Source organism: Staphylococcus sp. EG-SA-14 (assembly GCF_017151935.1).
In the GTDB taxonomy this organism is placed as follows: Bacteria; Bacillota; Bacilli; order Staphylococcales; family Staphylococcaceae; genus Staphylococcus; species Staphylococcus aureus.
Genome location: NZ_JACVZM010000001.1, coordinates 133,736 through 146,794 on the forward strand (window position 1 = coordinate 133,736; position 13,059 = coordinate 146,794).

Sequence of the window (13,059 nt, forward strand, 5' to 3'; positions counted from 1 at the left end):
TTAATCTGAAATGCCGGATAAGTCAATATGTTGAACTTTTGCTAAAAAGCTTTATATAGCTAGCAACTTATATTTATTGACGAGAATCAACTTCTTTTTTCTTACCTTGTAACATAAATGAACAAAAGAAACTAACAACTGTAATCAATAATGCAAATAAAAATCCAGCGTGATAACCATGCAACATCGTATCAACTTTAATTTGATTCATCATATCAATTTTGTTCATGCCATTATAGTCTGACATAGTTGGAGAAAAGTTTTTGCTTGCATGGGATAAAATAGTAATTAATGCAGCTGTTCCGATAGAACCAGCAATTTGTTGTACTGTGTTTGTCATAGATGAACCATGTGCATTCATTTCTGGCTTTAATTGATTCATCGTATGGGTCATTACTGGAATTAATCCTAACGCGATACCAACCATTCGAATCGCATAAACTGTTGCCAACATGATTGTTGATGTTTGTTCATCCATTACAACAAAATAAGCCGTAGTAATAACAACAATCGCCATACCTACTAAAGCAAGCTTTCTAGGACCAAACTTTTCATATAAAGCACCCGAAGTCATCGACATAAATGCCATAACAATTGCTCCTGGTAATAAAGTTAATCCAGAATCTAAAGCTGAACGATGCAATAAATTTTGCACAAAGATAGGTAAAATCGTTTCCGAACCAATCATCGATACCATTGTGACACCCATAATAATGATACCAACTGTAAATTGTTTATTTTTAAATACAGCAAAATTTAATAATGGTGTTGATAGCCGATATTGACGTAATACAAATAATGCGACTAAAACAACGCCTCCAATCATAGATACTAATACGATAGGATTATCAAAACCTTTTTCTGAAATTGAACTCGTTCCATACAATAACCCGCCGAAACCTAGTACAGAAAAAATGACAGAAATAAAATCAATAGGTACTTTAATTGTAGTTCCAACATTTTTTATCGTTTTAAATCCAATTAAAAATGTAACAGCTGCAATTGGAGCGACAACATGGAAAAGCGATCTCCAGTTAAAATATTCAACAAGGTAACCTGAAAGAGTAGGTCCAATAGCTGGTGCTAAACCAATTACCAAACCAAATATCCCCATATATTTACCGCGTTCATGCGGTTGGAAAACATCCAAAATCGTTGTCATCATCAATGGCATCATAATACCTGCGCCTAACGCCTGAATAATTCTAGCAACTAATAATGTTGCAAAGTGCGGACTCAAGCCGCCGAGTAATGTACCTAAGAAAAAGATAGAAATACCCACTAAAAACACTTGTCTTGTTGTATAACGTTGTATAACAAGCGCGGACAAAGGAATAACAATCCCATTAGTCAATAAAAAAGCTGTTGTCAGCCATTGAACTTGTGTATATGAAATTTCAAAATCTTTCATAATACTTGGTAAAGCCGTCACTAATAGTGTTTCATTTAATAATCCAAAAAATCCACCCATCAGCATAGTAATAATCATCGTTAATTTTTGTTTCTTCGACATTTAAAGCTTCCCCCTCACCATCTAAAAAACGACACACATTTTTAGATATCCGGTAATTATACCCATTTTCCAAAAAATTAGCACGACTTTATTACAATTTCTTTAAAACGTAATCATTACTATTTACATATGAGTAGTTATCGGTCATAATATATTTACAAGGAGGGATAGAGATGAAATTAGATTTACAGACTGCTCGTCGAAATTTAAATAGCCCTAACATTAAAACAAGAAAGCGTGCTTTAAAGATTATTAAGCAACACAAAAGAGCGAAATAATTGTTTTAATTTGACTATATTGTATGTCTAACTATATTTTCGAGTATCCCTAGCTCGTTAATATAAACTCTATACTTAACTATTTCCTTACATTACTTCACATATTTAAGAGCTGCATATACACTCACTCCTTGTGTACATGCAGCTCTTTTTTTATAAGTAGTATTTATCTATAACTTCTAAATCATCCGTTAATTCATAAACAAGCGGTGCACCTGTTTTAATTTCATAATTAATGATATCTTCATCTGACACATCTTCAAGATATTTAATTAATGCGCGAATTGAATTTCCGTGTGCAGAAACTAATACCGTTTGACCATCTAGCAAATATTGTGAAATATGATCTGTCCAAAATGGTATCACTCGAACTAAAGTATCTTTCAGACTTTCAGAATAAGGCATCATACGTTTATCTAAATGATTATATCGACGATCAGCTAAGTAAGCTTCACGTTGTTCTTCGGTTTCAGCAGGTGGTTTCACATCATAAGAACGACGCCAAATATGTACTTGTTCTTCTCCAAATTCTTTTCTAGCATCATCTTTATTTAAGCCTTGCAATCCACCATAGTGGCGTTCATTTAAACGCCAGCTTTTATATACAGGAATCCATTGTTGTTTAGATTCAGTTAAAATATAATGCGTTGTATCTAAAGCACGTGTTAATAACGATGTAAAAGCTACATCGATGGCAATGTTATTTTCTCTTACTTTTTCACCTGCTCTAGTCGCTTCATTAATACCTTGTTCAGATAAATTAACATCTTCCCATCCAGTAAATAAGTTTTTAGCATTCCACTCGCTTTGTCCATGACGACATAAAATTAATTTTGGCATAACTTATAACCTCTTTCCTTTAATCTTTAGGACGTTATTTCAGGGATATTTTAAGATGATTTAATCTTAGTAATTTTCTTTTCAATATATTTTAAAATTCAATGATTAAATCAATTATCACTAGACATTAAATACATAAATCCTATTCCCCATTTTCATTTTTTAATTCATAAATGAATCAATAACCACCTAATAACAAATCATATTATACACCTTTGTTCGCTATTTTTCTAAGGTTTAAAAAATATTTTTAGGTGCGCCTAAAAATAAATGTAATAAAAACGCCTCCTCAGATATTTATATATCTATGAAGACGTTTAAATACATTATAGATGGTCTGGTTCTGGGTGAACGTATACTGAGGAAATACCTTTTTTGTGCAAATGATGTTCGACATTGTCACAAATTTGATGCGCTTCTACTAAGGAAAGGTTAGCATCTACAACAATTGTGACATCAATAAACACACTACTTCCATGGTAACGCCCTTTAATACTTTTAACTTCTTGTACTTCATCAACTTCTAAAATATCATTGCGATACGCTTCTAATTCAGTTTCATTGAAACCATCACTCAACATAAAAATTGCTTCTTTAAAAATACCAAAACCAGTATAAACGATTAGTAAGCCTAGTAATGTTGCTAAAATAATATCGACAATTGGGAAACCGATTTGCGTAAAAATTAATCCTATCGCTGTTCCAATGCTGACTAAACTATCTGATAAATTATCTTTGGCAGCCGAATTTAAAGAACTACTTTTCGTTCTTTTCGCTAGTCTTTGATTGACTGCAAATACAATCAACATTACAAGACCACTGATTAAGCTGACGATAATTGTTATTGCGTTAGGTACAACGTCATCTTCTTTGAACAAACGAGGTGCATTTTGAATAACTACTTGGATACCTACAAACATAATGACAAATGACACCAATAATGAAGAAATATTTTCAGACTTCAAATGGCCATAAGGATGATTTCGATCGGCAGGTTTAATTGAAATTTTCAATCCAATAATAACAGCTAAAGAAACGATAATATCTGTCATATTGTTTAATGCGTCGGCTCTTACAGCTGCAGAGTTAAAGACAAAACCCGTGACATACTTAACAATAGATAAGATTATATATACAATTAAACTCAAATAAGCACCGCGTTGCGCCAATTTAAGATTTTCATTATGAGACATGCGTTGAACCACCTTGAATTAGTATAGTAACAATATTATGAATGATTTATTTTAATTTTACAACGTTTTTAATTTTTATAAATTTTTATAAAATTAAACTAATTTATTCATTCGCAACCCCTAAAAATAATTTTTAGCCTTTCTGCGAATTTTATGAGCTAGAAAGGCTTATGCATTAGTAGCGAAGCTAACTAATGCGTTCCTTTATTTTCTGCGAATTTTATGAGCTAGAAAGGCGCCCAACTCTCCCTGTTTGTGAACTTTCGGCTCGAAAGTTTCTATGTTAGAACCCTATGCATGAGTTGCGAAGCTATCTAATGTCGTGACCTAATTATATAGAAGAAAAAGTGCATCAGTGACAAATTAAATGAGATTTCTACTCTACCAAACTCTCTTCGAAAGACAATTTTCTCCTCTATTTATTAGCAAAATATTGCATTTCTCCATATAGTACTTCCTTACTTAAAATACGCTGAATGTTCTGAATTAAACGCTTTTTTACATAGTTAACACTAGTTAATCTATTAGTTAACATTAGTTAATAATTAGTTAATTTCCATTTGTATTCTCATGTGATAAATTCTAAAAGCATACAATAAATTTAATATGTAAAAAGAAAGGGAATACACATGAAAAATAAATATATCTCGAAGTTGCTAGTTGGGGCAGCAACAATTACGTTAGCTACAATGATTTCAAATGGGGAAGCAAAAGCGAGTGAAAACACGCAACAAACTTCAACTAAGCACCAAACAACTCAAAACAACTACGTAACAGATCAACAAAAAGCTTTTTATCAAGTATTACATCTAAAAGGTATCACAGAAGAACAACGTAACCAATACATCAAAACATTACGCGAACACCCAGAACGTGCACAAGAAGTATTCTCTGAATCACTTAAAGACAGCAAGAACCCAGACCGACGTGTTGCACAACAAAACGCTTTTTACAATGTTCTTAAAAATGATAACTTAACTGAACAAGAAAAAAATAATTACATTGCACAAATTAAAGAAAACCCTGATAGAAGCCAACAAGTTTGGGTAGAATCAGTACAATCTTCTAAAGCTAAAGAACGTCAAAATATTGAAAATGCGGATAAAGCAATTAAAGATTTCCAAGATAACAAAGCACCACACGATAAATCAGCAGCATATGAAGCTAACTCAAAATTACCTAAAGATTTACGTGATAAAAATAACCGCTTTGTAGAAAAAGTTTCAATTGAAAAAGCAATCGTTCGTCATGATGAGCGTGTGAAATCAGCAAATGATGCAATCTCAAAATTAAATGTAAAAGATTCAATTGAAAACAGACGTTTAGCACAACGTGAAGTTAACAAAGCACCTATGGATGTAAAAGAGCATTTACAGAAACAATTAGACGCATTAGTAGCTCAAAAAGATGCTGAAAAGAAAGTGGCGCCAAAAGTTGAGGCTCCTCAAATTCAATCACCACAAATTGAAAAACCTAAAGCAGAATCACCAAAAGTTGAAGTCCCTCAAATCCAATCACCAAAAGTTGAGGTTCCTCAATCTAAATTATTAGGTTACTACCAATCATTAAAAGATTCATTTAACTATGGTTACAAGTATTTAACAGATACTTATAAAAGCTATAAAGAAAAATATGATACAGCAAAGTACTACTATAATAAATATTACCAATATAAAGGTTTAATTGACCAAACAGTTTTAACAACAATCGGTAGTGGTTATGGTTCATACATTAAACCTCTTGAAGTGAGCAAAGAAAGCGGGAATTTGGCTAAATCATATGCACAAGTAAGAAACTATGTAACTGAGTCAATCAACACTGGTAAAGTGTTATACGCATTTTACCAAAAACCAGAATTAGTAAAAACAGCTATTAAAGCTCAAGAAACAGCAACAACTTTCAAAAACGCTTTAACAGGCATATTCAAATCATTCTGGAAATAATCAATCAAAAATATCTTCTCTAGTTTTACATCATTTTTTAAATAATTTTCGTAATAAACCGTGATTAAAAAGAACCGTTGATTCTCAATCGAATCTACGGTTCTTTTTTCATTTTCCATCAATTAAATGTTTCTTCGCTATTTGTCAGTCCACTTTTTTACCTGCAACTTGTTAAATAATCCTTACATCGTTAACGAATAGTTCATCATTTAGTTGAATCAGCTCAACTTTATTAACTTCAAATTTTCACAAACTGTTGCGCAATCCATTCCTCTTCCACTACAAGCACCATAATTAAACAACAATCCAATAGAATAAGACTTGCAAAACATAGTTATGTAGCTATATAAACGCCTACGACCAATAAATCTTTTAAACATAACATAATGCAAAAACATCATTTAACAATGCTAAAAATGTCTCTTCAATACATGTTGATAGTAATTAACTTTTAACGAACAGTTAATTCGAAAACGCTTACAAATGGATTATTATATATATGAACTTAAAATTAAATAGAAAGAAAGTGATTTCTATGATTAAAAATAAAATATTAACAGCAACTTTAGCAGTTGGTTTAATAGCCCCTTTAGCCAATCCATTTATAGAAATTTCTAAAGCAGAAAATAAGATAGAAGATATCGGCCAAGGTGCAGAAATCATCAAAAGAACACAAGACATTACTAGCAAACGATTAGCTATAACTCAAAACATTCAATTTGATTTTGTAAAAGATAAAAAATATAACAAAGATGCCCTAGTTGTTAAGATGCAAGGCTTCATCAGCTCTAGAACAACATATTCAGACTTAAAAAAATATCCATATATTAAAAGAATGATATGGCCATTTCAATATAATATCAGTTTGAAAACGAAAGACTCTAATGTTGATTTAATCAATTATCTTCCTAAAAATAAAATTGATTCAGCAGATGTTAGTCAGAAATTAGGCTATAATATCGGCGGAAACTTCCAATCAGCGCCATCAATCGGAGGCAGTGGCTCATTCAACTACTCTAAAACAATTAGTTATAATCAAAAAAACTATGTTACTGAAGTAGAAAGTCAGAACTCTAAAGGTGTTAAATGGGGAGTGAAAGCAAATTCATTCGTTACACCGAATGGTCAAGTATCTGCATATGATCAATACTTATTTGCACAAGACCCAACTGGTCCAGCAGCAAGAGACTATTTCGTCCCAGATAATCAATTACCTCCTTTAATTCAAAGTGGCTTTAATCCATCATTTATTACAACATTGTCACACGAAAGAGGTAAAGGTGATAAAAGCGAGTTTGAAATCACTTACGGCAGAAACATGGATGCTACATATGCTTACGTGACAAGACATCGTTTAGCCGTTGATAGAAAACATGATGCTTTTAAAAACCGAAACGTTACAGTTAAATATGAAGTGAACTGGAAAACACATGAAGTAAAAATTAAAAGCATCACACCTAAGTAAACAGTTCAATCATTTTATAAAATCCTGGGACACTTCATACTTGTCTCAGGATTTTTTAACATATTGAATCAGCCTCATAACATTAAATTAATTTATCGTATATTAAATTTAATAATAACAACTGATTTTTATAAGAACAAAGTATCACACCATAGTAGATACACAAATAATACAAATGAATCCATTTAAGTTGAAAGCTTAAATAAATATTTTCAAGTTAATAAATAATTAACTTTTAGATGGATTCATCAAAAATCGTAAAAAGAACAATTTGTATTTTACAAACATTAATTAAAAATAAAAGCAAGACATTCGTGCAATCGGTTACCTTAAATTGTTTACAACTGTCAACAATACCAAGGTTTTATTAACTATATTTCTCACAAAATTAGCTTTTAGCATTCCAAACAAAAAAGGTTAAATTGAACGGAATTATGGCATTTTTAACTTAATTGTAAAAAAAGTTGATAATGGTCAATTGTTAATGAACAGTTAATTATAATAACGTCCAAAATATATTATTATTTAATTAAGTTAAATAAAATTATAGAAAGAAAGTGAAACTTATGCTTAAAAATAAAATATTAGCCACAACTTTATCTGTGAGCTTACTTGCCCCTCTTGCCAATCCGTTATTAGAAAATGCTAAAGCTGCCAACGATACTGAAGACATCGGTAAAGGAAGCGATATAGAAATTATCAAAAGGACAGAAGATAAAACAAGTAATAAATGGGGCGTGACTCAAAATATTCAATTTGATTTTGTGAAGGATAAAAAATATAACAAAGATGCTTTGATATTAAAGATGCAAGGATTCATTAGCTCTAGAACAACATATTACAACTATAAAAAAACTAATCATGTTAAAGCTATGCGATGGCCATTCCAATATAATATTGGTTTAAAAACAAATGATAAATATGTTTCTTTAATTAATTATTTACCTAAAAATAAAATTGAATCTACAAACGTGAGTCAGACATTAGGATACAATATCGGTGGTAATTTCCAATCAGCCCCATCACTCGGTGGTAATGGATCATTTAACTATTCTAAATCGATTAGCTATACACAACAAAATTATGTAAGTGAAGTAGAACAACAAAACTCAAAAAGTGTTTTATGGGGCGTCAAAGCGAATTCATTCGCCACTGAATCAGGTCAAAAATCAGCATTTGATAGCGATTTATTTGTAGGCTACAAACCTCATAGTAAAGATCCTAGAGATTATTTCGTTCCAGACAGTGAGTTACCTCCTCTTGTACAAAGTGGATTTAACCCTTCATTTATCGCCACAGTATCTCATGAAAAAGGTTCAAGCGATACAAGCGAATTTGAAATTACTTACGGAAGAAACATGGATGTCACTCATGCCATTAAAAGATCAACGCATTATGGCAACAGTTATTTAGACGGACATAGAGTCCATAATGCATTTGTAAATAGAAACTATACTGTGAAATACGAGGTCAATTGGAAGACTCATGAAATCAAGGTGAAAGGACAGAATTGATATGAAAATGAATAAATTAGTCAAATCATCCGTTGCTACATCTATGGCATTATTATTACTTTCTGGTACTGCTAATGCTGAAGGTAAAATAACACCAGTCAGCGTAAAAAAAGTCGATGACAAAGTTACTTTATACAAAACAACAGCCACAGCAGATTCTGATAAATTTAAAATTTCACAGATTTTAACATTTAATTTCATCAAAGATAAAAGTTATGATAAAGATACTTTAGTACTTAAAGCTACTGGGAATATTAACTCAGGCTTTGTGAAACCTAATCCTAATGACTATGACTTTTCAAAATTATATTGGGGAGCTAAATACAATGTATCTATAAGCTCACAATCTAATGATTCAGTAAACGTCGTTGATTATGCACCAAAAAATCAAAATGAAGAGTTTCAAGTTCAAAATACTTTAGGCTATACATTTGGTGGTGACATTAGTATCTCTAATGGTTTATCTGGTGGACTTAATGGAAATACAGCTTTTTCTGAAACAATTAATTATAAACAAGAAAGTTACAGAACAACATTAAGTCGCAACACAAATTATAAAAATGTTGGCTGGGGAGTTGAAGCACATAAAATTATGAATAATGGTTGGGGACCTTATGGACGAGATAGCTTCCACCCAACATATGGTAATGAACTCTTCTTAGCTGGCAGACAAAGCAGTGCATACGCTGGCCAAAACTTCATAGCGCAACACCAAATGCCATTATTATCTAGAAGTAACTTCAATCCAGAATTTTTAAGCGTACTATCACACAGACAAGATGGCGCTAAAAAATCTAAAATTACAGTAACTTATCAACGTGAAATGGATTTATACCAAATTCGTTGGAATGGCTTCTACTGGGCAGGCGCAAATTATAAAAACTTTAAAACTAGAACATTTAAATCAACATATGAAATTGATTGGGAAAATCACAAAGTGAAATTGTTAGATACAAAAGAAACTGAAAACAATAAATAGCTAGTAAAACACGGTCGCCAACAGTAATTGTGACGACCGTGTTTTGATTTATTATCTTAGTAAGACTGCCATTCTTTTTCTCAATGTGAGATATAAAGGAATAGCTACAATTAAAGTGAATATTACGCCTGGAATCGCGTTTAACAACACTACCCACACAGGTAAATTTAAAATAATAGATAATAGTAGCCTAGATACCAAACTGCCTAATACACTTGCTAAAACTAATGATAGTACATTTATTTTCAATAAATAAACAACTGCAATAGCTATAACTCTAAATATAATAGAAATAATCACATTAATTGGATTAAATACGCCAAATATCAGCAATAATAAGCTTGATAAAAGCCCACCTAAAAAGTACTTTTTAATTCCAAAGAAAGCTAATATTAATAATGCTGCCGGTGCAGATAATTGAAAATCTAATCCTGGTATAATGGACGGTATTTTCAAAACTGCCAAAATGGTTAAAATCGCAGCAATGACACTAATTTGAGTAATATCTTTTGATGTCATACTAAAACCCCTATACCGTTTCATAAACAACTTGCTTCGGTGTGCTTTCTAAAAATGATATGTAATGATTTAAATCAATACGATTGTCCACAAATATTATTCTGCCTCCATATCTCGTATTAACTGGTTTAATATCAAACAATCGATGGTAACCAATTTTAGCAGCGGCAAAATAACCTGTCGTATACGTTAAGTCATCGGACACGCAAAGTTCTCCTTTGACATACGGATGCGCATTGATACAACTAGCAATTGCTAAGGCATCAGTCACTCTTTCATTAAGATCACCTTTATTATTTATATCTTCAAACGAAAAATGTGTTGCCCTAATCCCCCTTTGTCCAAATGAATCTAAACGTTTACCAGATATAGCAGATAGAATAATAGCTCCTGTATAAACCGTTTCATTTTTAATATATGTCATCCCTTGATTTAGCGCTTGTTCAGTGACACCACATTCTTGTGTTAAATGTTGGAGATTTGCTTTATCATCCTCAATAATTTGTAATGCTTTTATTTGTTGAATCGGTTCCATGATTTTTTGTATTTTTATATTGAGAAAATCCGGTTGCCCATTTTCATGAAAAAAACCTTTATTATAAAACCTTTGTACCGTCTGTTCTATTTTGTCAAACTCACAAATCGTTTCAGCACCACTAATATGAACATCTTGATTGCTAGAACGCATTTTTATACTATACATGACGATCACCTCAATCTTCTTGATGCAAAATTTCAAACAACCTATCTATATCTTGTTCAGTATGAAAATACGACAATGATATTCTTAACATTGGCTTAGTCACAGTTGGATACCTTAAATAACTTGTAAACACATGATGCTTTAATAATGTTTGATGAATGTTCTCAGCCGCTTCTATGTCATCAAACTCAATAAACTTAATCGGCGAGTTTGAACTATTATAATTAACATTGAGTGCTTTTAACTTTTGGTTAAAATATTTACTCAAACTATTTAATTTAGTGCGTCTATCATCAGCATTTATTAACTTTTCAATGTTTCTTTTTATAAAATACAAATTATAAATTGGCAAACTACTTGAGTAGATGAGTGGTCTACCGTGATTAATTAACATATCCTTCACATCATTTGAACTTAAAATCACACCCCCGTATGCACCACATGCTTTAGATAAACTAGAAGTGAGTATATCTATGCCTTGATAATTCGAGTAATTCTCTATTCCAAAACTATGTGAAACATCGAGTATCAGTGTTGCGTTATATTTATGCTTTAATGAGACTAATTGACCAATATCCACAACGTCGCCATTCGTTGAAAATACACTATCAGATATGATTATTTTTTGTATATTTTGATTAGGGTATTCCGCTAACCTTTTTTCTAAATCAGCAATATCTAAATGCTTATATATCACTTTTTCTAAACCACTTAACTTAATACCGTCAATAATACTCGCATGATTTTCTTGATCTGAAAACACGACACAATTTGTATTTTTGAAAATATTAAATAACGCCAAATTAGCATCATAACCACTATTTAAGATAGTACATGCACTATATCCGAGCCAACCTGCTAACATTGTTTCAATTTCTTCATAAGCTGTCGAACTTCCACTAATTAATCTTGAACTTGATAAGTGATAACTATACTTCCGCATAAATCTTTCGAAATCATCCTTATCAAACGCTATTTGACCTAATCCTAAATAATCATTAGATGTATAGTTCGTACATCTCTTATTTTCTACTTCAATATACTGTCTATCTATATACCCTACCGATTTAAGCGACCGATATAACCCTTTCTGTTGTAATAAATCAATTTGCTCTTGAAACATCATTCTTGTTTTCCTTATTTTCACAAGTGTCATAATCAATTTCAAAGCCCAAATCATTAATCATATCGTAGTCTAATTGGTTCGGTTGCCCACCAGTAATTAGATAATCACCGACAAATATTGAATTCGCCGCTTTTAATGCTAATGGCTGTAACGAACGTAAGTTGACCTCTCTTCCTCCAGCAATACGAATTTCTTTCGTAGGATTGATTAATCGGAATAATGCTACGATTCTTAAACATTTCATTGGTGTTAAATCATCCATGCTTCCAAACTTTGTGCCTTTGATTGGATGCAAAAAATTAATCGGAATACTGTCGGCATCCATTTCTTTCAAAGCAAATGCCATATCAACAATATCTTGATTAGATTCTCCCATACCACAAATCACGCCAGAACATGGTGATATATTATTCGCTTTCATTAGTTCTATCGTATCTGTTCTATCTTTATAACTATGCGTTGTCACGACGTTATCATGGTAATTTTCACTTGTATTAATATTGTGGTTATATCTGTCTACACCAGCTGACTTAAGTTTCTTAGCTTGTTCGTCATTCGTTAATCCTAAACATGCACAGATTTTTAGTTGCGGGTGTTGAGATTTAATCGTTCTTACAGTATTACTAATATGATCAACTTCTTTATCGCTCGGTCCTCTACCACTCATAACAATACAATATGTTCCAATATGATTATCATGTGCCACCTTTGCTCCATCGATAATTTGTTCCTCTGGAATTAAAGCATATCGCTGTTTTTGTTTAATATCTCGTGATTGTCCACAGTACCCACAATTCTCAGGACATATACCACTTTTAGCATTTAAAATCATGTTTAATTTTACTTTTTTACCGAAATAATGTTTTCTTAAAATGTACGCCTCATTTAATAAATCTAAGGTATCAATATTAGTATCCTCATAAATTTTCAATACAGTCTCTTTTGTTAATTGTTCCCCTTGTAATATGCGTTTAGCCAAATTCATA

13 protein-coding genes are annotated in these 13,059 nt (G+C 31.7%); 5 read left to right on the forward strand and 8 right to left on the reverse strand.

From position 1 onward, the window contains the following. Positions 1 to 73 precede the first annotated feature (73 nt). Positions 74 to 1,513, reverse strand: coding sequence for a multidrug efflux MFS transporter MdeA (gene mdeA / locus IDG63_RS00670; RefSeq protein ID WP_000038960.1), 1,440 nt, complete (start codon positions 1,511 to 1,513; stop codon positions 74 to 76). 173 nt (positions 1,514 to 1,686) lie between these two features. On the opposite strand from mdeA, the gene IDG63_RS00675 reads away from it, so the two are divergent. After that, positions 1,687 to 1,791 carry a putative metal homeostasis protein gene (locus IDG63_RS00675; protein WP_000762708.1) on the forward strand — a complete coding sequence of 35 codons (105 nt, stop codon included), beginning with the start codon at positions 1,687 to 1,689 and terminating at the stop codon, positions 1,789 to 1,791. Between the two features lie 153 nt (positions 1,792 to 1,944). Here the strand turns inward: IDG63_RS00675 and IDG63_RS00680 are convergent, their stop codons facing one another. From IDG63_RS00680 to IDG63_RS00690, 3 genes are all read right to left on the reverse strand, one after another. Then, positions 1,945 to 2,631, reverse strand: coding sequence for a 2,3-diphosphoglycerate-dependent phosphoglycerate mutase (locus IDG63_RS00680; protein ID WP_001125208.1), 687 nt, complete (start codon positions 2,629 to 2,631; stop codon positions 1,945 to 1,947). Between the two features lie 326 nt (positions 2,632 to 2,957). After that, positions 2,958 to 3,824 carry a cation diffusion facilitator family transporter gene (locus IDG63_RS00685; RefSeq protein ID WP_000019127.1) on the reverse strand — a complete coding sequence of 289 codons (867 nt, stop codon included), beginning with the start codon at positions 3,822 to 3,824 and terminating at the stop codon, positions 2,958 to 2,960. A gap of 415 nt (positions 3,825 to 4,239) precedes the next feature. Next, positions 4,240 to 4,359, reverse strand: a complete 120-nt coding sequence (locus IDG63_RS00690; protein ID WP_001789199.1) for a hypothetical protein — start codon at positions 4,357 to 4,359, stop codon at positions 4,240 to 4,242. Between the two features lie 94 nt (positions 4,360 to 4,453). Between IDG63_RS00690 and sbi the strand changes: the two genes are divergently transcribed. From sbi to hlgB, 4 genes are all read left to right on the forward strand, one after another. Further along, positions 4,454 to 5,767 carry an immunoglobulin-binding protein Sbi gene (sbi, locus tag IDG63_RS00695; RefSeq protein ID WP_000792570.1) on the forward strand — a complete coding sequence of 438 codons (1,314 nt, stop codon included), beginning with the start codon at positions 4,454 to 4,456 and terminating at the stop codon, positions 5,765 to 5,767. Positions 5,768 to 6,302: 535 nt separating this feature from the next. After that, positions 6,303 to 7,232, forward strand: a complete 930-nt coding sequence (gene hlgA / locus IDG63_RS00700; protein ID WP_000594519.1) for a bi-component gamma-hemolysin HlgAB subunit A — start codon at positions 6,303 to 6,305, stop codon at positions 7,230 to 7,232. A 566-nt stretch (positions 7,233 to 7,798) separates the two neighbouring features. Further along, complete coding sequence (gene hlgC, locus IDG63_RS00705; RefSeq protein WP_000916704.1) at positions 7,799 to 8,746, forward strand: bi-component gamma-hemolysin HlgCB subunit C; 948 nt, start codon at positions 7,799 to 7,801, stop codon at positions 8,744 to 8,746. A 1-nt stretch (position 8,747) separates the two neighbouring features. After that, positions 8,748 to 9,725, forward strand: coding sequence for a bi-component gamma-hemolysin HlgAB/HlgCB subunit B (gene hlgB / locus IDG63_RS00710; RefSeq protein WP_000783428.1), 978 nt, complete (start codon positions 8,748 to 8,750; stop codon positions 9,723 to 9,725). A 51-nt stretch (positions 9,726 to 9,776) separates the two neighbouring features. Here hlgB and IDG63_RS00715 read toward each other — a convergent pair whose 3' ends face one another. From IDG63_RS00715 to bioB, 4 genes are read right to left on the reverse strand one after another with little or no spacing between them, the layout of a single operon-like run. After that, positions 9,777 to 10,244 carry a QueT transporter family protein gene (locus IDG63_RS00715; RefSeq protein ID WP_000200945.1) on the reverse strand — a complete coding sequence of 156 codons (468 nt, stop codon included), beginning with the start codon at positions 10,242 to 10,244 and terminating at the stop codon, positions 9,777 to 9,779. A gap of 10 nt (positions 10,245 to 10,254) precedes the next feature. Further along, entirely contained in the window at positions 10,255 to 10,947 is a 693-nt protein-coding gene (locus tag IDG63_RS00720) for a 6-carboxyhexanoate--CoA ligase (protein ID WP_000286876.1), read from the reverse strand. Between the two features lie 10 nt (positions 10,948 to 10,957). After that, a complete protein-coding gene (locus tag IDG63_RS00725) occupies positions 10,958 to 12,073 on the reverse strand; it encodes an aminotransferase class I/II-fold pyridoxal phosphate-dependent enzyme (protein ID WP_000971546.1) in 1,116 nt (371 codons plus the stop codon). Continuing rightward, positions 12,051 to 13,058, reverse strand: coding sequence for a biotin synthase BioB (bioB, locus tag IDG63_RS00730; protein WP_001046645.1), 1,008 nt, complete (start codon positions 13,056 to 13,058; stop codon positions 12,051 to 12,053). The genes IDG63_RS00725 and bioB overlap by 23 nt, the downstream gene beginning before the upstream one ends. Position 13,059 lies beyond the last annotated feature (1 nt).